Annotated in this window: 21 protein-coding genes; 13 read left to right on the top strand and 8 right to left on the bottom strand. The window is 46.3% G+C overall.

Annotated elements, in window-relative coordinates; translation table 11 throughout:
• Entirely contained in the window at positions 1–708 is a 708-nt protein-coding gene (tsaA, locus tag F7R24_RS02115) for a tRNA (N6-threonylcarbamoyladenosine(37)-N6)-methyltransferase TrmO (RefSeq protein ID WP_151669594.1), read from the bottom strand.
• Positions 709–854: 146 nt separating this feature from the next.
• Here tsaA and F7R24_RS02120 point away from each other — a divergent pair, with 146 nt between their 5' ends.
• Positions 855–1,415: an LOG family protein gene (locus F7R24_RS02120; RefSeq protein ID WP_151669595.1), complete on the top strand. Its 561-nt coding sequence runs from the start codon at positions 855–857 to the stop codon at positions 1,413–1,415.
• Between the two features lie 35 nt (positions 1,416–1,450).
• Here the strand turns inward: F7R24_RS02120 and F7R24_RS02125 are convergent, their stop codons facing one another.
• Positions 1,451–3,298 (bottom strand): ABC transporter ATP-binding protein, encoded by a 1,848-nt coding sequence (locus F7R24_RS02125; RefSeq protein WP_240775943.1) that lies wholly within the window; start codon positions 3,296–3,298, stop codon positions 1,451–1,453.
• Positions 3,299–3,367: 69 nt separating this feature from the next.
• Positions 3,368–3,832, bottom strand: coding sequence for a ComF family protein (locus tag F7R24_RS02130; RefSeq protein WP_168926759.1), 465 nt, complete (start codon positions 3,830–3,832; stop codon positions 3,368–3,370).
• 346 nt (positions 3,833–4,178) lie between these two features.
• Between F7R24_RS02130 and bioB the strand changes: the two genes are divergently transcribed.
• From bioB to F7R24_RS02165, 7 genes are all read left to right on the top strand, one after another.
• Positions 4,179–5,231, top strand: coding sequence for a biotin synthase BioB (gene bioB, locus F7R24_RS02135; protein WP_151669597.1), 1,053 nt, complete (start codon positions 4,179–4,181; stop codon positions 5,229–5,231).
• Entirely contained in the window at positions 5,228–6,430 is a 1,203-nt protein-coding gene (gene bioF, locus F7R24_RS02140) for an 8-amino-7-oxononanoate synthase (RefSeq protein WP_151669598.1), read from the top strand. The genes bioB and bioF overlap by 4 nt, the downstream gene beginning before the upstream one ends.
• Positions 6,427–7,191: an alpha/beta fold hydrolase gene (locus F7R24_RS02145; protein WP_151669599.1), complete on the top strand. Its 765-nt coding sequence runs from the start codon at positions 6,427–6,429 to the stop codon at positions 7,189–7,191. The genes bioF and F7R24_RS02145 overlap by 4 nt, the downstream gene beginning before the upstream one ends.
• A complete protein-coding gene (bioC, locus tag F7R24_RS02150) occupies positions 7,188–7,991 on the top strand; it encodes a malonyl-ACP O-methyltransferase BioC (protein WP_168926760.1) in 804 nt (267 codons plus the stop codon). The genes F7R24_RS02145 and bioC overlap by 4 nt, the downstream gene beginning before the upstream one ends.
• A gap of 10 nt (positions 7,992–8,001) precedes the next feature.
• Positions 8,002–8,682: a dethiobiotin synthase gene (gene bioD, locus F7R24_RS02155; protein WP_151669601.1), complete on the top strand. Its 681-nt coding sequence runs from the start codon at positions 8,002–8,004 to the stop codon at positions 8,680–8,682.
• Between the two features lie 176 nt (positions 8,683–8,858).
• Entirely contained in the window at positions 8,859–9,110 is a 252-nt protein-coding gene (locus tag F7R24_RS02160) for a hypothetical protein (RefSeq protein ID WP_151669602.1), read from the top strand.
• A gap of 103 nt (positions 9,111–9,213) precedes the next feature.
• Positions 9,214–10,131, top strand: a complete 918-nt coding sequence (locus F7R24_RS02165; RefSeq protein ID WP_151669603.1) for a putative metalloprotease CJM1_0395 family protein — start codon at positions 9,214–9,216, stop codon at positions 10,129–10,131.
• A 61-nt stretch (positions 10,132–10,192) separates the two neighbouring features.
• On the opposite strand, the gene F7R24_RS02170 is transcribed toward F7R24_RS02165, so the two are convergent.
• Together F7R24_RS02170 and xseA are read right to left on the bottom strand one after the other, a co-directional pair.
• Positions 10,193–10,951, bottom strand: coding sequence for an alpha/beta fold hydrolase (locus F7R24_RS02170; protein ID WP_151669604.1), 759 nt, complete (start codon positions 10,949–10,951; stop codon positions 10,193–10,195).
• A gap of 14 nt (positions 10,952–10,965) precedes the next feature.
• On the bottom strand, positions 10,966–12,327 hold the full coding sequence (gene xseA, locus F7R24_RS02175) for an exodeoxyribonuclease VII large subunit (protein WP_151669605.1): 1,362 nt from the start codon (positions 12,325–12,327) through the stop codon (positions 10,966–10,968).
• Positions 12,328–12,463: 136 nt separating this feature from the next.
• Here xseA and guaB point away from each other — a divergent pair, with 136 nt between their 5' ends.
• The 3 genes from guaB to tadA all read left to right on the top strand — a co-directional run bounded on the left by guaB (position 12,464) and on the right by tadA (position 16,114).
• Complete coding sequence (gene guaB / locus F7R24_RS02180; RefSeq protein WP_151669606.1) at positions 12,464–13,933, top strand: IMP dehydrogenase; 1,470 nt, start codon at positions 12,464–12,466, stop codon at positions 13,931–13,933.
• Positions 13,934–14,046: 113 nt separating this feature from the next.
• Complete coding sequence (gene guaA / locus F7R24_RS02185; RefSeq protein ID WP_151669607.1) at positions 14,047–15,627, top strand: glutamine-hydrolyzing GMP synthase; 1,581 nt, start codon at positions 14,047–14,049, stop codon at positions 15,625–15,627.
• Entirely contained in the window at positions 15,587–16,114 is a 528-nt protein-coding gene (gene tadA, locus F7R24_RS02190) for a tRNA adenosine(34) deaminase TadA (RefSeq protein WP_151669608.1), read from the top strand. Before guaA ends, tadA begins: the two co-directional genes overlap by 41 nt.
• A 29-nt stretch (positions 16,115–16,143) precedes the next feature.
• On the opposite strand, the gene mltF is transcribed toward tadA, so the two are convergent.
• Complete coding sequence (gene mltF / locus F7R24_RS02195) at positions 16,144–17,643, bottom strand: membrane-bound lytic murein transglycosylase MltF (RefSeq protein ID WP_151669609.1); 1,500 nt, start codon at positions 17,641–17,643, stop codon at positions 16,144–16,146.
• A gap of 107 nt (positions 17,644–17,750) precedes the next feature.
• Between mltF and purL the strand changes: the two genes are divergently transcribed.
• Positions 17,751–21,653: a phosphoribosylformylglycinamidine synthase gene (gene purL / locus F7R24_RS02200; RefSeq protein WP_151669610.1), complete on the top strand. Its 3,903-nt coding sequence runs from the start codon at positions 17,751–17,753 to the stop codon at positions 21,651–21,653.
• 167 nt (positions 21,654–21,820) lie between these two features.
• Here purL and F7R24_RS02205 read toward each other — a convergent pair whose 3' ends face one another.
• Both F7R24_RS02205 and F7R24_RS02210 read right to left on the bottom strand, forming a co-directional pair.
• Positions 21,821–22,414, bottom strand: a complete 594-nt coding sequence (locus tag F7R24_RS02205; protein ID WP_151669611.1) for an OmpA family protein — start codon at positions 22,412–22,414, stop codon at positions 21,821–21,823.
• A gap of 177 nt (positions 22,415–22,591) precedes the next feature.
• Positions 22,592–22,891 carry a YciI family protein gene (locus F7R24_RS02210; protein WP_151669612.1) on the bottom strand — a complete coding sequence of 100 codons (300 nt, stop codon included), beginning with the start codon at positions 22,889–22,891 and terminating at the stop codon, positions 22,592–22,594.
• Between the two features lie 138 nt (positions 22,892–23,029).
• On the opposite strand from F7R24_RS02210, the gene F7R24_RS02215 reads away from it, so the two are divergent.
• Entirely contained in the window at positions 23,030–23,890 is an 861-nt protein-coding gene (locus F7R24_RS02215; protein WP_168926761.1) for a PHP domain-containing protein, read from the top strand.
• Positions 23,891–23,902 lie beyond the last annotated feature (12 nt).

Below are 23,902 nucleotides of genomic sequence, written 5' to 3' on the forward strand. Positions count from 1 at the left end.
TTAAGGGTTCGCTACGGTGTGTATTTCTAAAACATGAATCGCATGGCTACTCACACGCCAACGAATATTTACGTGATGTAATCGAACGCCATAAACACGCTCAGGATCTTTTTGATACGCTGGTCGCGGATCACATTGTAAAATTTCGATGATCTGCGTTTTTAAGGGCAATTGTTGATCGAGTAACGTCTGTTGGCAAAGTACCTCGGCTTGCTCAGAAAACACTACCGGTAAACTTAATCGCTCGGGTGCTTCGCCTAATGAAAAGTGTGCAGTGGGTATGCTGTCTGCATAGGGTAAATAAGGTTTGATATCGAGTACCGGCGTACCGTTCAGCAGGTCGCTATCGGCAAGCTCTAAACATAATGCGCCATCTTGCTGCGAAATACCGATTAGGCGTGCGACCGATAATCCAATAGGGTTAGGACGAAAGGTGGATCGAGTCGCAAACACCCCCAATCGCTGATTGCCACCCAGACGAGGCGGGCGAACCGTCGGGTGCCAGCCTTTATCTTGTGTGGCACTGAATACAAAGATAATCCAGATATGGCTGCACGTTTCTAAACCACGAACTGTATCAAGATCGTTATAGGGGGCCTTTAGAGACAATGTTGATCGGATGGACTGCGTAAGTCCCGGTTGTCTAGGAATACCAAACTTCTCTTTGAAAGGACTGTCTATGAAACCGATAGCGTTAAACTGATACACCTAGCACTCCAACTAAGATAAATGCCGACAAGCAGCGCAGATGATACCTTGCTTGTTAGTTGCTGACAAAAACAAGGTTGATTACACTTCAGCCTCATCATTACCGACATGCGGTTATTAAGGTGTAAACATAAGGAGCCTTGTGCATGAACATAGCAGTTTTTTGTGGATCGAGTAGCGGAAACTTGGCGATATACACAGAAGGTGCCGAAAAATTGGGTCGTTACTTGGCAGAAAACGATATCGGTCTGGTCTATGGAGGCGGTAAGGTCGGCTTGATGGGCGTCATTGCCGATGCTGTGTTGGCTGCTGGCGGTGAGGTATACGGTGTCATACCTGTCTCGTTATCGACAAAAGAGTTAGCTCATCCAGGTCTAACTGACTTGCAGGTGGTGGCCGATATGCATGAGCGTAAAGCTGCCATGGCAGAGATGGCGGATGCCTTTATCGCCATGCCGGGTGGTGCTGGAACACTTGAGGAAATATTTGAAGCCTGGACATGGGCGCAGTTGGGTTACCACACAAAACCCTGTGCGTTTTACAATCTAGACGGATTTTTTGATCCTTTATTTGCCATGATTGATAAGATGAGCCAGTCAGGCTTCGTTAAACCGATGCATGCTGAGATGTTAATTCGTCGACAAACACCGGAAGAGTTATTGGCAGCGATTCATGCTTATCAGCCACCTAAGCATAAATGGGCTTAAGTGAAAACTGTCTCAACTATCAAGGGTTGTCCTCCTTAATCAGGAAGATAACCCTTGGCTTGAAGTGTAAAGAGTTCTGCATAACGACCGTTTTGAGCCATTAAAGAAGCGTGGTTCCCTTGTTCTAAAATCTGACCATGACGCAATAACACAATTTTATCGGCCGTTCTGACGGAAGAAAAACGGTGCGAAATAAGAATGACCATTCGCTGCTCGGCATGTGTGCGAAAATGCTCAAACACCTGCGCTTCTGCTTCAGCATCCATCGCGGCGGTGGGTTCGTCCAGTACTAAAATATCTGCACCTGAACGCATAAAAGCGCGTCCTAGTGCAATTTTTTGCCATTGACCACCGGATAACTCCTGTCCACCTTTAAACCATCGACCTAACTGTGTGTGATAGTGATTAGGCAGCTCTTTGATAAAACCATCGGCTAAACCCAGCTCACCTGCTTTGAGCCAGCGCTCTTCATCGTAGAAAGCATTCACATCACCCGCACCTAAATTCTCACCGACTAAGAATTGATAGCGAACAAAGTCTTGAAAGATAACGCCAATGCGTTCACGAAGTCGTTTCGGGCACCACTTATTAATATCTAAACCATCCAATAAAATACGGCCCTCACTCGGTTGATAAAGGCGTGTCATCAGTTTGATTAGTGTGGTTTTTCCAGAGCCGTTATCGCCCACCAATGCGAGGCTTTCACCCGGTGAGAGATGCAGGGAAATGTCAGTTAGGGCAGGCTTTTCCGCACCGGGATACGTAAAACTGACATGGTCAAAACGAATGCCATCTTCGGGGTTAGGTCCTTCTGTTGCGGTCCCCAGCTCTATTTCGACGGGCTGCTCTAAATACTCGTAAAGGTTTGAAAGGTAAAGGTTGTCCTCATACATGCCGCTAATGGCGGTAAGATTGGTACTGATAGCACTTTGACCTTGCTTGAAAACGAGCAAATACATGGTCATCTGGCCGAGGGTAATCATGCCTTGAATCGTATCGATGACGATCCATGCATAGGCGGCATAAAAGGCGAGAGTTCCCAAAAGACCCAGTAAAAACCCCCATAGATCACGGCGAATAATCAAGCGTCTCTCGGCACCAAAAATGGTATTAAAGATTTCTTTGTATTTATCCAGTAAAAGAGGACCTAACCCAAACAGTTTGACCTCTTTGATTGAATCTTCACGGGCAAGAACCGTTTCAAGATACATTTGGCGTCGTAACTCGGGCGAACGCCAACGCGATAAGTGAAAGGCATCACCCGAAAATTTGGCTTCAGAGATAAAGACCGGTAGGGCGGCAATAAACAGCATCAATAAAGCCCAAGGGGAAAACTGGATCAGTAGAATCGCAAAGCTGAATAAAGCGATGGAGTTTTGTAGCAAGCTAAAGGTTTTATTGACCAAGGCGAGCGGTCTTGTAGAGGCTTCCCGACGAGCGCGGGTTAACTTATCGTAAAACTCAGAGTCTTCAAACTGAGCTAAGGATAAGGTCTGAGCTTTTTCAAGGATCATGACGTTAACACGCTGTCCCATCATCGCTCTTAACAGCGATTGCTGCGCGGATAAACCGCGACTGGCAGCAGCAATCAGGGCAATAACGATTCCTTCAAAGAAAAGTAAGCGCAGTGCTGGCATATAGTCGACACTACCTTGTTGTTGGTAGATATCGATACTGGCCAGCACAGTATCGACAATCAACTGACCCAGATAGGCTGCAATTGCTGGAAGAATGCCCGCCAAAATAGTTAAGCTGATCATGCCCCAGGTGAGAGGTCGAGAAGTTTGCCAGACCAGCTCAATCGCACGTCGACTGTACTGAAATACCGCTAAAAAATCTTTAATGCGATTGGAAGATTTAGGCCAATCTGTTCTTGCTGGCAAAGCGTTCCCCTTTATGTGTTCTGTGACTTATCAATTCATTAGTTTACCGGAATGTAGCCATACTAGCCTCTAATCATGATCGCGTTGCGGTGTTCTGGCGATCACCCAAGCATCCACTCGCTCAACTCCATGTTGCTTCAGTAGGCTGGCGATTTCATGTAGTGTGCTCCCTGTCGTCATCACATCATCTACGATCGCAACATGCTTTGGGAGCTTTCCTCTAAGTGAAAAAGCCCCTGAAAGATTAGCACGTCGCTGATCAGCGTTAAGATCATGCTGATGATGGGTACGTTTCACTTTGCAAAGCCTTGTGTGCATAACCTTAATAGCCGTGTTTTTTCCAAGTTCATCGGCTAACACGGCAGCTTGATTATACCCTCGTCGTAACTGATCGACAGTGTGCATCGGTACAGGCAGAAGTGCATCGGGCAGAGTGGTATCTAGGTCTTTAATCCTGGTTGCTAATAGTTTAGCTAACCAACGCAAATGATGCAGTGAATGTCGTTGCTTTATCGAGGGCAATAGCGAAATCAATGGAAAGCGATACTCCAGTGCTGCGATTGTTTGATCGAAAGCGAAATGTTGTTTTTGACAAGCGATACATGGCTGGGATGGATGGCATCGAGATAAGCCGCATATCGAGCATGCGAAAAGTGTCCAGGGTAGATCTGCATGGCAACCCTCACATAAACCATCTATGCAAGCTGGATAACATTTGCATAAAGAACAATTCTGATTAAAAAATAATCTATAGTTAACTTTTGATAAAAGCATTGGTTGACAAATCCTTCTGTCAAATTAGTATCGCTGAAGTGTTGGATGGCTATTTATCATTTAGCCATCAAAAAATAGAGTTTAGCGTAGCGTTAGGAGCGTGGCTATGACAGCTAAAGATGTACTGCGTCATGATTGGCAAGAATCTGAAATTGCCGCACTGTTTGACCTTCCTTTCAATGATTTGATGTTTCGCGCTCAACAAGTACATCGACAGTTTTTTGATCCTAACGCAGTGCAAATCAGTACTTTGTTATCCATTAAAACGGGCGCGTGTCCTGAAGACTGTCAGTACTGCCCGCAAAGTGTTCATCACGGTGCTGAGTTAGAAGTCGAAAAGCTGATGCAAGTGAAAGCCGTGATTGAAGAGGCTAAAGCCGCTCAGCAATCCGGTGCTAGCCGATTTTGTATGGGGGCGGCCTGGAAACATCTGCGTGAAAAAGATATGCCTTATGTGCTGGACATGATTCAAGGCGTCAAGTCCTTGGGCTTGGAAACCTGTATGACGCTTGGCATGTTGAAAGAGCATCAGGCTAAAGCACTTGCCGACGCGGGCTTGGATTATTACAACCATAATATTGATACCTCGGAAGCTTATTACGGTCAAATCATCACCACACGGAAGTTTCAAGATCGAATTAATACGCTAGCGCATGTTAGAGCGGCCGGTATGAAAGTGTGTTGTGGCGGTATTCTAGGATTAGGAGAATCGCGTGAAGATCGCGTCAGTCTGCTGAAAACGCTATGTTGTTTTGCAGAACATCCCGAATCAGTCCCCATCAATCTATTGGTCAGAGTTCCTGGAACGCCACTCGCTAACGCACCTGACTTAGATCCCTTTGAGTTTGTTCGAACCCTTGCTGTCGCTCGTATTCTGATGCCTGCCTCTTATCTGAGATTGTCAGCGGGTCGAACAGAGATGAATGATCAGATGCAAGCGCTATGTTTTCTAGCAGGCGCTAATTCAATTTTTTATGGGGAAAGATTGCTGACAACCGAGAACCCACGCGCTGTTGCTGACAAAAAACTGTTTCAGCGTCTCGGTTTACATGCTTTGCAGTTAGTATCAGATAAGGTTCCGTCGGATGAGCAATTGATTGAATCGATGCAGGCACAACAAGATCAGTCACTTTTTTATGATGCTGTTGCTTCGCAATGAATCTCGATCAATATCTGCAGCAACGGTTGCAGGAAAGAGAAGGTGCAGGTCTGACGCGCGAGCGATGGATCTGTGATTCTCCACAAAGCGCATCACGGTTAATAGGTGAAAGATCCTATCTTAACTTTAGCAGTAATGATTACTTAGGCTTAGCGGATGATCCACGCATCAAGGAAGCAATGGTCTTGGCGGTTAATCAGCATGGTGTGGGGAGTGGTGCATCTCATCTAACCGCAGGTCATCATCGAGCACATCATCAATTGGAGCAGGCACTGGCTGAGTTTACCGGCCGCGAACGCGTGTTGTTATTTAGCTCAGGCTATATGGCAAATGTTGGCGTGATTTGCGCTTTGATGCAAAAGGGCGATGCGATTTTTCATGATCGACTCAATCACGCCTCTTTGTTAGATGCGGGTCAGTTAAGCGGTGCAACTTCAAGACGTTTTGCACATCTTGATTATGAAGTGTTACACAAATGGTTACAGAAAAGCCAATCTAGCAAACGCTTAGTGGTCACTGACGGTGTATTTAGTATGGATGGAGATAGAGCAGATTTAGGTCAACTATCGCATCTTTGCAAAATACATAATGCCTGGTTAATGGTCGACGACGCTCATGGATTGGGTGTCTTAGGTGAAACGGGTGGTGGTTGTGCTGAGATCGACGCTTTGGATCAACAGGATCTGCCAATTTTGGTAGGCACGCTAGGAAAAGCCTTTGGTACTTCTGGTGCATTTGTCGCGGGTTCAGATAGCTTAATAGAAGCATTAATCCAGTTTTCGCGAACCTACATCTATACCACGGCAATGCCGCCGGCTGTGGCTGAAGCCACGCAGGTGAGTTTAACGCTGATTCAAAAAGAACCTTGGCGTCGTGCGCATCTTTCGGCACTCATTGATCAGTTTCGTCAGGGGTGTAAGGCAAAGGGTATCGCGTTAATGAATTCAAATACACCGATACAGCCCGTTCTTGTCGGAGATACAGAAAATGCATGTAAAATCAGTGAGTTATTAAAAGAATCAGGTTGCTGGGTAACGGCTATTCGCCCGCCGACCGTTCCTCAAGGAACAGCTCGATTGAGAGTTACGTTAACAGCAAATCATACCTCCAAACAGGTCGACACATTAGTGAGTGCGCTGGAAAAAGCCTTCGATCTTACCGCATCTTTTCATCCAGAACAGTGCGGAGTCGTGACATGATAACGTTGAGCCACAGTGGATCAGGTAGGGATTTGGTGTTGCTACCGGGTTGGGGAAGTGATGGCACGATTTTTAGTTCACTTCTGCCTGCACTTGAAGGGCACTTTAGAATCCATTTGGGGCGCTGGCATCACCATACTCATCCAGCTTTATCGAGTGATGAGTTGCTGAAAACTATTCGTGAAGATCTGATCCATCAACTTGAGCATCAGGATAGTCAACAGGCGATATGGGTCGGTTGGTCATTAGGCGGTTTAATCGCTACCGATATGGCACAACATCATCCAGAAAAAGTCATAGGCTTGATGACGATCGCATTCAATCCCTGTTTTGTGCAGCAAGCAGATTGGTTATGCGCCATGCCAGAGGATGAGTTCACCAGATTCCAAGAAGATTATGTGAATGAACCTATTGAAACCTTAAATAGATTTATGGCTTTGCAAGGTTTAGGTGCTGTTGATCGACGCAACTTACAAAAACTATTGAAAAAGAGTCAATGCTCGATACCGATTCAACAGCAAGCAGCCTTGCTTAATTTGTTAAGGAAGGATCTGCGTCCAGCAATTGCGCAACTCGCTATAAAACAAATGCATTGTTATGGAGAGCTAGATGCGCTGGTACCCGCTTCAGAATTGACCATGGCGCTAACCTATTTGAATCCTCACGTGCAAACACGTTGTTATGATGGGGCTACACATCTACCTTTTATCTCTGCTAAAGACGCTTGGCTCAAGGATCTATTGGAATGGTGTGCGGTATGAATGCTCTGGTTCCTTATGATCAACTGTTTAAACAGCAGATAGCCAACAGTTTTAGTCGTTCAGCGGCTACTTATAATCAAGTGGCTGAGTTACAGCGCAGGGTGGCAAATCAGTTACTGAGTCGACTGCCGCAACAAAAGGTGAATGATGTACTGGATCTGGGTACTGGCACGGGCTTCGCCCTACCGAGATTAAGACAATATTATCCTGATGCTAGGTTGCTAGGCTTGGATCTGGCTGAAGGAATGCTGAACTACACCGCATCACACAAGGCAAATACAGCAAGTGATTTTCATCTGATTTGTGCTGATGCAGAGTATTTGCCCTTGGCTGATCAAAGTATTGATCTCATCTACAGCAGTTTATCGGTGCAATGGTGTCGAGATTACTCAAGGCTATTTGATGAGTGTTATCGAGTGCTAAAACCGGGTGGTCAATTACATATTGCCACCTTGGGACCTAAGAGTTTATGGCAACTGCGAGAAGCCTGGCAGCAGGTTGATAATGACCCGCATGTGAATGCGTTTTTGCCCTTAGACAGAGTAATCGATTCGAGTCAGTTATTACAGCTCACGTCCACCCAAGTTGAATTGATAGAGCTTTCGTACCCTGACCTTACCTCTTTGCTCAAGGCGTTAAAGACCCTTGGCGCATCGGTGGTTGAAGGTAGGCCGGCTTCAGGGCTGGGTGGGCGAGAGCGATTGCGTTTACTCAATCAAGCTTATCAAACATTTCGTCGACCTGACGGGTTAATGCCTTTAACCTATGAGGTCTATTTTTTTAGCTGGACTAAAACATAAGGAGTGAAGATTGGCTAACGCTTTTTTTGTCACTGCAACCGATACGGATGCAGGAAAAACGCTGGTCACTTCAGCGTTGTTGCATTTGGCCGCACAGGCAAGTTTAAAAACGATTGCGCTGAAACCCTTGGCAGCAGGTTGTCAGGAAACAGAGGAAGGTTTACGCAATGCAGATGCGTTGATGTTGCAAAGTTATGCAACCTTGGAAATGGACTACGATCAGGTTAATCCTGTTGCATTAAAAGAGCCGATAGCCCCTCATATCGCTGCAGGATTTCGTCAAATCAGTGCGGATAGATTAGCGGCTTATTGTCGTGGCGCGATGTTACAACCTGCCGATCTTATTCTGGTCGAAGGTGCTGGAGGTTGGCGTGTTCCTTTAAATCCCAGAGAGTGTATCTCGCATTTGGTTAAGCAGCTGGATATTCCTGTTATTTTGGTTATAGGTATGAAGTTAGGATGCTTAAATCACGCCTTGCTGACGGCTGAAGCGATCGCAAGAGATGGTGTTCCTATTGCTGGTTGGGTGGCCACGCAAGTAGATCCCGACATGCTCAAAGTGGAGCAGAATTTAGCGACCTTAAAACAACGGTTTCGTGCACCTCTGTTAGGATTTATTCCTTGGCTAGACGATCCTTCACCTGAAAAAGTTTCTCAATATCTTGATCTATCCTTGCTGTTGGAAACGTAAATTAATTGAACAAAATCTGTTCAATTTGGTCTGATATGCTAGACTAATAATTGAAGTAGTAAGCTTCAGCGGCTTGTATAATAGACTTGTCTAAAAATGCTTTTAAAAGAAGGCATTTACAAAACAAGCCGCAGTAGTCAACGCTAAAAAGTAAACATTTAACGTACAGGTGCACTATGAATATTAACGGTATCGCTGCACAAACCTCTGGTTTGATGAACGTGAATCGAGGCCTAGACAATACTCAAAGAGCGGCTGGTGATATTCAAGGAAGTGGTCAACCAGATCGTCCCGAGTTGGCCTCTGGGAGAGGAGTTGATCAAGCTGTTAATCAAGCAGCGGTTAGCCAGAACGAAGCGACTGCAGCTACGCAGGTTGTTCGTGAGGTTAATGAAACTCTCGGCTCCCTCATCGACACGCGTGCATAATTGCGTGCATAGGCTAGTTATATATTACAGGCATGTTTTTTTAACATGCTTTTAATACGATGATCTGTAATCAGACTTGCCGGTGTAATTTGAGGGCTATTGTATGCAAGTCAATGGCTTTTCTAACACTTTTGGCAGTATAGGTGTTACCACCGTCCGCGCCAATGACACAGTTCAGCAGCCTGCACAGGTTGTTGAAACAACATCACCCGTTTCAGTTCAAGGTGATGCAGGTCGACGTGTAGCTGCAACCTCATCTACAGAAAACTCCCAAAACTCATCAAACACTTCTCGTGACCGTCAGCAGCAAGAGATTGAGCAGCAAATCATCCGAGATCTAGCTGCTCGGGATCGTGAAGTCCGACAACATGAAATGGCTCATCAAATGGCGGGTGGGCAGTACACAGGTGGTGCTACTTATACATTCGAGCGTGGGCCTGATGGTGTGATGTATGCTGTTGGTGGTCAGGTGAGTATTGATACTTCTCCCATCCCTGGTGACCCTGAAGCAACGCTACAAAAAGCGCAAACCATCGAAAGGGCGGCCTTGGCACCTGCCGATCCATCCCCACAAGACTTGAAAGTTGCTGCCTCTGCTAGAGCCATGGCGAACGAAGCCAGAGTTGAGTTACTTCGTGAGGAGCAAGAAACCCTTGATTCAGACATTGCTGAAGAGGTGATTGCAGACCCTCTACTTGGTGATCGAAGTTCAGTCGATGAATTGCAAGCTAGAGAAGAGCAAGAGCAAACTCTACGAGCAGAATTACAACAAGCGGAGCGAGAAGCGGCTGAACGCAGAGCTGACATTGATGAGGCGGAAAAGGCAAGACAAGAGCGTCGAGAGGCTATTGTTGAAGAGCAGCAGCTCAGGCGCGAGCGATCTGCTGAAGCGATGCGAGAGTTCGCCCGAGAGCTTGCTGAAATTCAAGCGCGTTTCAGAGAGCTCAATAAACGCTTGGTTGAAACGGGTGCTCTTCAAGGTAGAACTACACTGGGTAGTATTCTTGATAGACAGGCATGACCGGACAGAAAGACATGACCGTTCTCTTGTGAAATAAATCCCACCCGTTAAACAATACCGATTAACTAAAAAACTGTTCTACCTGTCGCAAAAACAGCGCAGGCTTTTCTGCGTGCAGCCAATGTCCAGCTTCAGCAATGACTTTTACATCGGCGTTAGGGAAAAGCAGTTTAACTGCTTCAGTATGCTCGGCTCTTACATAATTAGATGAGCCGCCTTTAATAAATCTTGTTGGACCAGAGAAAGCTATTCCAGATGGTGCAGCAGCGATATGATCATATTCCGATTTCAGCGCATTAAGGTTCATCCGCCAAGCAAATTGACTCTCATCATTGCGATACAGGTTTTTTAATAAGAAGGCGCGAATCCCTGGCTCATCAATAAAGGCTTGTAGTTGTTTATCGGCATCAGATCTGGACGTGAGTGAGGCTAGGTTCACATTAAACAATCCAGCAAACACCTGCTCATGGTGAGGTGGGTAAACGACGGGTGCGATATCAGCGACCATCAACTTCTTAACCCGTGCTCCATGATTTAAGGCAATCTGCATTGCCACTTTGCCACCCATCGAATGGCCTAATAGATTGACCTCTTCAAGTTCAAGATCATCAAGTAGTTCAACAACATCGTTGGCCATTATTGGATAGCTGATCTCTGGCGAATGAGGCGATCGACCATGATTTCGAAGATCGGCAGCAATGACGTCATAGTGTTCTGACAGGTTTTTAATGTGTGAACCCCAATTTTCTAGCGTCCCAAATAGGCCATGTAAAATGACTAGAGGTTCGCCTTGGCCTGAGCGTTGATAGTGTAGCTTCATCTAAATTCTCTTTTTCAATGCTGGGGATTAGTTTCTTTGAAGGTATCAGCAATAACCTGGCAGTTAAGCACCCCATCTTTTAATTTCGCTTGAAGGATATCCCCTGTTGTTGCTTGAGTAACGCTTTGTATGACCTGTCCCTGATGATCCATTAACAGTGAAAAGCCGCGATCCAGTGTCGCTAAAGGACTGATGCTGTTCAGTCGTCTTGCTGTTTGTTGAAGCACATAGCGATGGGACGTCATTTGGGATTCCATTCGCTGTTTTAACTGCACTCTAAGCTGGCTAAGACGAAGCGCTTGTTGGGTAAACTTGGGTGTTTGACGATCTAGGCGCTGCTCAGTTTGAGATACAGATTTCCATGCATGTATTAGCTGTTGTTGCTGTAAACGAATCAATGTTGATTCGATTTGTGTTAGCTGCTGAGCCTGCTGTGTTAATCTTTCGCCGGGATGCTTGAGTCTGAGTTGCTGTAAGTCCAGCCCCTGTTGAGCTTGTTGAAGATGACGTGATATTTGTCGAATCAACGATCGCTGATGCTGCATTAAACGGTCGAATAAAGCCTGTTGATCAGGGCTTAGCACTTCTGCGGCAGCTGAAGGTGTGGGTGCTCGATAGTCGGCGACAAGATCACTGATGGTGGTATCCGTCTCGTGACCGACAGCCGAAACAACAGGGATCGCTGATCTGAGTATTGCTTCCGCTACACGCACTTCATTGAAAGGCCAAAGATCTTCAAGAGATCCGCCACCACGACCAATAATTAACACATCACACTCTGCGTGACGATTTGCTAATGCTAAGGCAGCGACTAGCTGATCCGCAGCTTCAGCGCCCTGCACCGCAGAAGGGTAAAGATTCACCGGTAGGTTAGGAAAGCGACGTTGAAGCACGTGAAGAATATCATGTATGGCAGCGCCAGTTGCCGAAGTGATCACGCCGATTCTGCGTGGATGTTTAGGTAACGGGCGCTTGCGAGCAGGATCGAAAAAGCCACGTTGACTGAGTTCCTGCTTCACCTGTTCAAAGGCTTTTTGTAACTGACCTTCGCCACTTGGCATCATCTGTTCGCAGATTAACTGAAAATCGCCGCGCCCTTCAAAAAGGCTCACCTTTGCGGTGACGATGACTTGATCACCTTCTTTAGGGCGAAAACTCAATAGCTGGGAGCGATTGCGGAACATAGCGCAACGTACCTGAGCTTGTGGGTCTTTCAGAGTAAAATACCAGTGACCAGACGCAGGTCGAGCGAAATTGGTTAATTCACCTTCTACGCGAATTAACGAAAAGCTGGCTTCTAACAGTCGCTTAGCCTCTCGGTTAAGTTGACTGACCGATAGTGCGGCCGAGGATGCGGTAAAGGATGATCTATTCATGTTGCTATAGTAGTGACTAACTCACGTAGATAAAAGTCCTCAAATCCAATTCAAACAGGGGGATCAGATTGAGACGGTCACACCTTTGGTGTAAAATTACCTGCTTAATTTTCCAAGATAGACAGGCTGGCCGACCATGTTGAGAATCGTTGAAGAAGCGCTCACTTTTGATGATGTACTACTGATACCCGGATATTCTGAAGTACTACCAAAAGACGTTTCCCTAAAAACTCGCCTAACCAAAGGGATTGAGTTAAACATTCCTCTGGTGTCTGCTGCCATGGATACTGTGACGGAAGCGCGCTTAGCCATTGCCATGGCGCAAGAAGGCGGTATAGGCATTATTCACAAAAATTTAACACCTGAGCAGCAAGCAGAAGAAGTGCGCCGTGTTAAGAAGTATGAATCTGGTGTTGTCTCCGAACCGGTCACGTGCAGCCCTGATACAACGGTTCGTGAAGTCATCGAAATGGCGCGTCGCCATGGATTTTCAGGTTTTCCAGTGCTTCAAGGCGATGAATTGGTCGGCTTAGTGACCAGTCGAGATGTTCGTTTTGAGAAAGACATGGATGCTCGTGTTTCTAGTATCATGACGCCTAAAGAGCGATTGGTTACGGCTACTGAAGGCGATGATCCTGGCAGCATTCGTGAACTGTTACGCAAGCATCGTATTGAAAAGATATTATTAGTCGATGATCAATTCCATCTGACCGGCATGATGACGGTTAAGGATATGAGCAAAGCTAAGGCCTATCCTAACGCAGCCAAAGATGGCAAGGCACGCTTAATTGTTGGTGCTGCTGTTGGAACCGGTCCTGAAACGCCTCAGCGAGTTGAAGCCTTGGTTAATGCCGGTGTAGATCTGATTATCGTCGATACTGCGCATGGTCACTCGAAAGGCGTTATCGACCGTGTGGCATGGATCAAGTCTAACTTTCCACAGGTTCAAGTAATTGGCGGAAATATCGCCACCGCTGAAGCGGCCATTGCCCTGGCAGAAGCCGGTGCTGATGGTGTTAAAGTGGGTATTGGTCCAGGTTCTATCTGTACGACGCGTATCGTGGCAGGTATCGGTGTTCCGCAAATCAGTGCCGTTGCCAATGTTGCTGAAGCTTTGAAAGACTATGGTGTGCCTTTGATTGCTGATGGTGGTATCCGTTTCTCGGGTGATATCTCTAAAGCGATTGCTGCGGGTGCTTCTGCTGTGATGGTGGGATCTATGCTAGCCGGTACCGATGAAGCACCAGGTGAAGTAGAACTTTTCCAAGGTCGTGCGTTTAAGTCCTATCGTGGAATGGGTTCGCTAGGTGCCATGGCGGGTTTAACCGGTTCATCTGATCGTTACTTCCAAGATGCCAAAGCCGGTGTCGAAAAACTGGTTCCAGAAGGTATTGAGGGACGCGTTCCTTGTAAAGGTCCGATGCATAATGTGGTTCATCAATTGATGGGTGGCTTAAGAGCATCCATGGGCTACACAGGATGTGCCACTATTGATGAAATGCGTGTGAAGCCTTCTTTTGTGCGTATCACCAATGCCGGTATCACCGAAAGTCACGTACATGATGTCAGCATTACTAAAGAAGCACCTAACTATCGAGTCAGCTAAGTTGGTGTGAACCTTACAAGTGGGGCGATTGCCGCCCCATTTTTCGTTTTAAAGATGTCTGATCACAGCGGAAATTGAGACAGTGATCGGACCGTTTGCTGGAGAAAGCAACAATGAGTCAAGATATTCACGCTCAACGAATCCTGATTCTGGATTTCGGATCTCAGTATACTCAGTTGATCGCTCGTCGTGTCAGGGAAATCGGCGTGTACAGCGAAATCCATCCTTGGGATATGACCCCAGAAGCCATCCGCGAATTTGCTCCTAAGGGTATTATTCTTGCAGGGGGTCCGGAATCTGTAACTGAGCTGGACTCTCCGCGTGCACCGCAAGAAGTGTTTGAGATGGGAATACCCTTGTTGGGTATTTGCTACGGCATGCAAACCATGGCTGAGCAGCTCGGTGGTAAAGTAGAAACCTCTGAAAAGCGTGAATTTGGCTATGCACGAGTTAAACTGGCCGATAGCCCAAGCCGTTTACTGGAAGGCATAGAAGATCATATTGCCAATAATGGTGCTCTGTCGTTAGATGTGTGGATGAGCCATGGCGACAAGGTGACGGTTATTCCTGAAGGCTTCCATATTATCGCTTCCACTGAGTCAGCACCGATTGCTGCCATGTGCGACCCTAAGCGAAATTTTTATGCCGTTCAGTTCCATCCGGAAGTCACGCATACCAAGCAAGGCATGCGTATTTTAGATCGCTTTATTAAAGAGATTTCAGGTGCTGAAGCACTCTGGACTGCGCAAAATATTATTGATGACCTGATTGCCAAAGTACGTGAGCAAGTTGGCGATAACAAAGTTTTATTAGGTCTTTCTGGCGGTGTTGATTCCTCTGTCGTAGCAGCTCTGCTTCACAAAGCGATGGGGGATCGTCTGACCTGCGTATTTGTCGATAACGGTTTGCTGCGTAAACATGAAGGCCATCAAGTGATGGAAATGTTCGCTAAGAACATGGGTGTGCGTGTTATTCGTGTGGATGCTGAAGATCGTTTCTTGACGCGTTTGGCTGGTGAAGCTGAGCCTGAAGCAAAACGTAAAATTATTGGTAACACCTTTATCGATGTTTTTGATGAAGAAGCGCAAAAGTTAACGGAATGTCGCTTCCTAGCTCAGGGAACCATCTACCCTGACGTTATCGAATCCGCTGCTTCTAAAACAGGTAAAGCTCACGTTATTAAGTCTCACCATAACGTGGGTGGACTGCCAGACGATATGAACTTTGAGCTGGTTGAGCCGCTACGTGAACTCTTTAAAGATGAAGTGCGCAAAATTGGTCTGGAACTAGGTTTGCCTTACGACATGGTCTACCGCCATCCTTTCCCAGGGCCAGGTTTAGGTGTTCGCATTCTGGGTGAAGTGAAGAAAGAATACGCTGATATTCTACGTGAAGCCGATGCAATCTTTATCGAAGAGTTGCACAAAGCGGATTGGTATCACAAAACCAGTCAGGCTTTCGCGGTCTTCCTGCCTGTCAAATCCGTTGGTGTTGTCGGTGATGGTCGCCGTTATGAATATGTGATCGCGCTCCGCGCTGTCGAAACCATCGACTTTATGACCGCTCGCTGGGCGCATCTGCCTTATGAGTTGCTGGAAACCGTTTCAGGACGAATCATTAACGAAGTCGCGAAAGTATCGCGAGTGACCTACGATGTGTCGAGTAAGCCACCAGCTACCATTGAGTGGGAATGATTTTCTGATAACAGCAACTGAAAACGATAGCGTTTGGATGCTTCAGGCGCTTAACTTGGCTGCTCGTGCAGCTGAGTTAGGCGAGGTGCCAGTGGGCGCACTTGTGGTATTGAATGGAGAGGTCATAGGACAGGGGTACAATCAACCCATTGCTTCTCATGACCCCTCCGCGCATGCGGAGATTATGGCGCTAAGGGATGCAGCGCAGCGCGTGGGTAATTATCGTTTACCAGAAGCTGAGCTCTATGTCACCTTGGAGCCCTGTATGATGTGCGCTGGCGCTATCGTTCATGCACGCATTGCTAGAGTCATTTATGGTGCTACTGAACCTAAAGCAGGTGCAGTTGATAGTCAATTAAATAGCTTTTCACTGGTGCATATTAACCATCGCCCTCTAGTGACAAGTGGGGTATTGGCGGAAGCCTGCTCGCAACAGCTTAGTGATTTTTTTAAAGCGAGAAGGGCAGCAAAGCGTTCAAACCCTTAGCAAGCTTCGAAGGTTGGTGGGTTCTTGTGTTAGAGGCTAGGTGCAAAATTCCTAAGTACTTTTTCACTGATATCGCGGAAGGCTTCAGCGCTTTCTGCTTGAAGAATTTGCTCAGCATTCTCCTCCTCTGAACTCAAACCTCCTAGTAGTTGTAGCTCCCACTCGAACACATCAATATATCGACGAATATTATCAACATAGCGAACAGGTTCGTGGCCTCGCGCATAGCCATGGCGGAGTTGAGTGTAATAACGCTCTTGCGCTAGCTTTGGTAGATGAGATCTCACATCTGCCCAGCGATCAGGGTTACCACCCAGTTGCTGGGTGAGTCGTCGAGCATCTTCTAAATGACCTAAGCCGACGTTATAAGCTGCTAACGCAAACCAAGTATGATCAGGTTCAGGTATTCTGTCCGGAATTCTTTGCTTCATGTTCAGAAGGTATTGAGCGCCACCCAGAATACTTTGTGCGGCATCCGTTCTGTCTTCAACGCCAACTTCACTGGCAGCCGCATTGGTCAACATCATCACGCCACGAACTCCTGTGGGTGACACAGCCTTTGGATCCCAGTGAGACTCTTGATACCCCACTGCAGCCAGTAATGAAAGTTCAAAGCCAGTATTCTCTGATGCAAGCACGAAATAGGGAGCTAAGGACATGAATCTATCGTTCAAATGAGACCTAAAGGAAACGGTATCAAAATAGTTAAGTGGATTCTCTTGTGTGAAATATCGCTCTTCTAGATCAGCAATGAACACTTGTGTTGAAGGATCGGTAAAAAAGGCGTTTAGTGCCTGAGTTAATGAGTTATCGCGCTGTGGGTAAAGAATCCAGCTAACCGGAACGGGCTCTCCTAGCTCAAAAGCGAAACGTAAGCCCGGAAAGAAAGTACGTTGTGTTCCAAAAAAGAACTTATCTACCACGGCATAATCCAGTTCACCTTCATGGACCGCGCGGAGTATATCAATAGGATCACGGTTTTCATCGGCCACAATCTCTAAGCCATTAATGTCTTGGCTCAGTTTAAGCAGTGTTTCTTGATGGCTGCTTCCTTGCACAACTCCTACCTTGCTGTTAGCAATATTCTTAATAGACTTCGGAGCGCGTCTGCCCTGCCGTTGACGGTAGATCAGTGCCGAACTGGTTTTTCGGTAAATAGGTCCGGTGTAAAAGTTATCTTGACGCTCGTCTGTCGCTAGAAGATTTGCCGCAGCTAGGTGAACACTGCGGTTATTCAGACTCTTAAATAAACTTTGATGATCTTGGCTGACCGTTAAGTCGAGCTCAACGCCAAGGTAGTCAGCAAAGGCCTGCGCAAGTTCATACTCGAATCCTGCCGGTTCTCCGCGTAAAAGATACCAAGACATAGGGTTGTTCAGCGTGGCAACACGAAGCTTACCCTGTCTCTCAATGAGAGACAGTTGGCTGTTGTAACTTAGACTGATCATCACTAATACGAAGATCAATCCCAGAAACAACACAGATAATAGAAGCTCCCTAAGGAAGTTTACTTTTTGTGTCGTTATCATCGCTTTGCTTTTCTGGTATCGAGCACCCCTATTCGGGTAAACTATACACTTAATTTCCCGCTGTTAATGCTTGAAAAGTCAGGCACCAAAAGAGGCTCGAAATCGACATGCTCGTTCTGCGTGGAGCACCTGCTCTCTCGACGTTTCGTCACGATAAGCTGTTATCAATTATTCAGGCTCAAGTATTACAGGTTAAAGGCCTGTATGCAGAGTTTGTTCACTTTGCCGATATTAAATCACCGCTCGACTCAGATTCTACCCATGTGCTTGATCGTATTTTAAGCTATGGACCTCAAGGTTGTGTTGAAAGTCCAGCCGGGCAGCTTTTTTTGGTCATCCCGCGTCCAGGAACCATATCGCCTTGGTCTAGTAAGGCGACAGATATCGCACACAACTGTGGGTTAGTGCAAATAAATCGAATAGAGCGTGGTTTAGCCTACTATATTCAATCTGACTCTGCACTGAATCAAGCACAGAAAGATACCATTGCAGCATTACTTCACGACCGCATGACGCAGACAGTTGAAGATGACTTATCTGCTGCGCAGGCACTCTTTAGGCTGGAAACTCCTCGCACGCTGAATCATGTCGATGTGTTGCAGTTAGGTCGTAAGGCTTTAGAGGATGCAAACGTCGCACTAGGTTTGGCCTTAGCAGAAGATGAAATAGATTATCTGTTATCTAGCTTCCTCGACTTGAAGCGTAATCCAACCGATGTTGAGTTGATGATGTTTGCTCAAGCAAACTCAGAGCATTGCCGCCATAAAATCTTTAATGCAAGTTGGGATATTGATGGTGAAAAGCAGGACAAATCGCTGTTTGCGATGATTCGTAACACCAACGAATTAGCAGGTGATAATGTTCTTTCAGCCTACAAGGATAATGCTGCAGTTATCGCAGGTTCTGTCGCAGGTCGCTTTTTTCCAGATCCTGACACTGCCGAGTATGGCTACCATCAAGAACCTATCCATATCTTGATGAAAGTAGAAACTCATAACCATCCTACAGCAATAGCACCCCATCCCGGTGCGGCAACAGGTTCGGGTGGTGAAATCCGTGATGAAGGCGCCACCGGTAAAGGCGCAAAACCTAAAGCAGGTTTAACTGGTTTTACTGTTTCTGATCTAAATATTCCTGGTTTTGAACAACCTTGGGAATCCAGCTATGGTAAACCTGAGCGAATTGTTACTGCTTTAGATATCATGTTAGAAGGCCCGATTGGCGGTGCAGCGTTTAATAATGAGTTTGGTCGTCCTAACCTGACCGGATATTTCCGTACCTTTGAGCAAAAGGTTGCAGGTGCCGCTGGTGAAGAGGTCAGAGGCTATCATAAACCCATTATGATAGCGGGTGGCATGGGGAACATCCGTGCTGATCATGTCGAAAAAGGTGAAATCCCTGTCGGTGCTAAACTGATCTGTTTGGGTGGTCCTGCGATGCTGATCGGTTTAGGTGGCGGTGCGGCTTCCTCTATGACTAGCGGTAGCTCTGCTGCAGACCTTGATTTTGCTTCCGTACAGCGAGATAACCCTGAATTAGAGCGTCGTTGCCAAGAAGTGATTGACCGCTGCTGGCAGTTAGGTGATCACAACCCTATTGCGTTTATCCATGATGTGGGTGCCGGCGGTCTGTCTAATGCTTTCCCTGAATTGGTGAAAGATGGTGGTCGAGGTGGTCGTTTTGAGTTACGCAATATCAACAACGATGAGCCAGGCCTGTCACCACTGGAAATCTGGTGTAATGAAGCACAAGAGCGTTATGTTTTAGCCGTCAATCCTGAAGATATGGCGCGCTTTGAGGTCATATGTCAGCGTGAGCGCTGTCCTTATGCAGTGGTAGGTGAAGCGACTGATGAGCAGCACTTGACCTTAAATGATCAGCATTTTGAAACCAAGCCCGTTGATTTGCCGATGAGTGTGTTGTTCGGCAAGCCGCCAAAAATGCATCGGTCTGTTCAGCGGCAATCTTATGAAGTTCCAGAATTTGATGCATCAGATATCGATCTCGAAGAGGCGGTTGAGCGTGTTTTAAAGTTCCCAGCTGTTGCGTCAAAGTCGTTCCTGATCACAATCGGTGATCGAACAATTACCGGTTTGGTTGCTCGGGATCAAATGGTAGGTCCATGGCAAGTGCCTGTTGCCGATTGCGCAGTGACGGCCGCATCCTTTGATACTTATGCGGGTGAGGCGATGGCCATGGGTGAGCGCACGCCGCTGGCCTTGATAGACTCTCCCGCTTCGGGTCGTATGGCTGTCGGTGAAACCCTGACCAATATTGCGGCAGCTCGTATTGCGGATATTCGTGATGTAAAACTATCAGCTAACTGGATGTGTGCAGCTGGGCATCCGGGTGAAGATGAAAAGCTTTACGATACGGTGAAAGCGGTAGGCATGGAGCTATGTCCAGCACTAGGAATCACTATTCCGGTTGGTAAAGATTCTATGTCGATGCGTACCGTCTGGAAAGACGGTGATGAGTCGAAAAGTGTGACCTCTCCAATGTCATTGATAGTTTCTGGTTTTGCTCCAGTAACTGATATACGTAAAACCTTGACGCCGGAATTACAAACAGATCAGGGTGAAACAGATCTTTTGTTGATCGATTTGGGTGAAGGTCAAAACCGTTTAGGTTTATCGGCATTAGCGCAGGTATACAATAAAGTCGGTCAGCAAGTGCCTGATCTAGATGATCCTGCATTGATGAATGCCTTCTTCGCTGCGATTCAGGAGTTGAATGAGCAAGGCCTGTTGCTAGCCTATCATGACCGCTCTGATGGTGGTTTGTTAGCAACATTGACAGAGATGGCTTTCGCAGGTCGCTGTGGTGTGGATATTAACCTAGATATGTTGGCGGCTAGTCCTGATGAAATACCAGCGGCATTATTCGCTGAAGAACTGGGTGCAGTCGTGCAAATTCATCGCGATTCAATTGCAACAGTACTTAACGAACTCAATGCTGCCGGTTTAGGTGAGTGCGTTAGTGTCATCGGTAGTATCAATAAGGACGACACCATTAACTTCTACTTCGATGAAGAAGAGGTGTTTAGTGAAAGCCGTTCCTTGTTGCAAAGCTACTGGGCTGAAACCTCTTATCAGATTCAATCGCTGCGTGATAATCCTGAATGTGCTCAACAAGAGTTTGAGCAGATACAGGATAAAGAAGATCCAGGTCTGCATGTGGCGCTTAGCTACGATGTTAATGAAGACATTGCGGCACCGTTTATTGCTTCAGGCAAGCGTCCATCCATTGCCATTCTGCGTGAGCAGGGGGTGAACGGGCAGATCGAGATGGGTGCGGCTTTTGACAGGGCAGGTTTTGCCGCAGTAGATGTTCACATGAGTGACATTTTATCAGGTCGAGTGGAGCTAGAAAATTTCCAAGGGTTAGTAGCCTGTGGTGGGTTTTCTTATGGTGATGTTTTGGGTGCGGGTGAGGGTTGGGCGAAATCTGTGCTCTTCAATCACCGAGCGAGAGATCAGTTTGCTGCATTCTTTGAACGCCAGTCTACCTTTGCATTGGGTGTTTGTAATGGCTGTCAAATGATGTCGAACCTGCATGAATTGATTCCGGGTGCAGAACATTGGCCACACTTCGTTCGTAATCAGTCAGAGCAGTTTGAAGCACGCGTTGCTATGGTTGAGGTTCAGTCAAGTGCGTCAATTTTCTTGAACGGTATGGCAGGCTCTAGAATGCCAATTGCCATTGCGCATGGCGAAGGTCGGGCTGAGTTTAAAAATGCTCAACATCTTCAAACACTCCAGCAGTCAGGTGATATTGCATTGCGTTATGTTGATACCCGTGGGCGAGTCACTGAACAGTATCCAGCTAACCCGAATGGTTCACCTGCTGGTATTGCGGGTGTAACAACGGCGGATGGTCGCGTTACGATTATGATGCCTCACCCAGAACGTATGTTTAGATCGGTTCAGCATTCTTGGAAGCCTGCCGATTGGAGTGAAGATGGCAGTTGGATGCGTATGTTTAGAAATGCACGTGCATGGCTAAAATAAATGGTGTTTTAGATTTTTTACTTAGTTAGTAAAGAGTCTTAATCAGTTCTGTGCCAAGGAAGGCACGCTTCGACTCATCGTAATCTAATGTCAGCATTGAGTAGTGTTAAAAGATAAAAACCAAAAAAAACCAACCCGAAGGTTGGTTTTTTTATATCTGTCAGTAATTACTGAGCGCGACGAGTTCCAGTGATTTCAACGTCTACACGACGATCTGGACGCAAGCAAGCGATCAGTTCAGCACCACGACCAGAGCAGTTAGCTACTGGTGAACGGCTACCCATAGAGCTGGTAGACATTAGGCTTGGGTTAACGCCAGCATTTGCAAGTGCAGCAGCGACAGCATCAGCACGACGCTGAGACAAGCGATCGTTGTATGCAGCATTACCGATACGGTCAGCGTGACCCACTAGGTTGATGCTTTCAACGCTAGCTAAAGAACCAATGTGGTTAACGATAGTAGAGATATCACCAACACGAGTGCTGTCGAAATCAAAGTAAAGAGCGAATTTACGCTCAATTTCAGCTACTTCAGGAGCTGGAGCTGGAGCAGGTGCTGGAGCTGGTTCAGCTTGAGCAACATAGCCTGCGCATCCTGGAATTGCTTTATCAGCACTCCAAGAGGAAGTCTGCCAGCATTCACCGAAGCTTGTACGCCATACGGTGTCACTAGAGTTTACAGCATAGCCGGGTACCGAGGCCTGAACGGCAGAGAAGCCGAGAGTCATGGCCAGGCCGGCAGCGATAGCAATTTTCTTCATCATCATTTCCTTGTGCCAGGTTGGATGTAGGTCTTTTAGTTAAATTTCTCAGCTTAATTTAAGCATACTAAAGCTTAACCTAAGATAAACGTAGTGCCTAGTGATAACCCAAGTTATAACCAAACATTACCCTTATGGTCAAGTTTTACACAGGTAGTATAGCAGAAATACAGTGGCTTAGGGCAATACCTTGCGGAAGGGTTTAACTGTAATTTTGTCATAAACGCCTGCTTTTACGAATGGATCAGTCTCTGCCCACCGCTTGGCATCCTCTAAGCTGGAAAACTCCGCCACAATTAAGCTTCCGCTAAACCCTGCTTCACCTGGATCTTCAGCGTCTATACTGGGATGGGGCCCCGCTAACAACAGGCGACCTTCATTATTTAATTGCTTAATTCTTTCAAGGTGTTCTGGTCTAACTTCGAGTCTTTTCTCAAGGCTATTGGGTTTATCTTCTGCTATTACAGCGTAAAACATTTTTGCAATCTCCTAAATCAAGCGTAAGTGTGAAAGCTTAATTGATCATTAAGAGTATTTATAGTGAGTTAGGTTTATAATAAACGATATCATCAATATTTACGTAATAAGATTGTTATCATTTTTTGGAGATGTTGCTTGCGTTACGACCTGCATTTACATAGTACGGCATCAGACGGCTCTCTTTCACCTGAGGAGTTGATGGTATTGTGCGCAGAAAAAGATTTGCAGTGTGTGGCGCTCACTGATCACGATACCCTTGCTGGTCTTCCCTTGGCTCGTAAAAAAGCTGAAGAGTTGGGTCTTAATTTAATTTCAGGGGTAGAGTTAAGTTGTGTATGGCGACGTCAAACGTTGCATCTATTAGCCATCGGTCTTGATGAGCATAGTGCTGACATAAACGCTTTTATGGCTGAGTTAGAAACTATTCGTCAGCAGAGAGCGGAAAAAATTGCTGATCGTTTAGTGAAAAAAGGAATAAGTGCTTCTATTTTGGAAAATGCACAAGCGATTGCGGGAAGTGTCAGCTTATGTCGTCCTCATTTTGCCAAAGCACTGGTTAAGATGGGATATGTGCGAAGTGTTCAGCATGCGTTTGATGTTTACTTAGGTCAGGGTAAGGTTGGTGATGTAAAAGCATTATGGCCAGATCTTGAAAAAGTGATTGCACTTGTAAAACAAGCGAGCGGATATACAATTCTTGCTCATCCGACGAAATACAATATGACTTTTACACGTTTGCGCCTATTATTTGAAGAGCTGAAAAGCTTAGGTGTTGATGCAATAGAAGTCAGCTACCCAGGCTTGAATCCAGATAAAGGGCGAGAGTTGTTGCGTTGGGTAAAGCATTATGAGTTTAAGGTGTCAGCGGGCAGTGATTTCCACTCGACGACCTCACCTTGGACCTTGCCAGGTTGCTTTCCCGAAATAGAGTTAAATGAAAACCATATATTAAATTCGTTGCTATCTAATATGAATATAGAAGCTCGAATGAGTTGATCGGTCGTGGAG

This window comes from Nitrincola schmidtii (assembly GCF_008973715.1).
GTDB lineage: Bacteria > Pseudomonadota > Gammaproteobacteria > Pseudomonadales > Balneatricaceae > Nitrincola > Nitrincola schmidtii.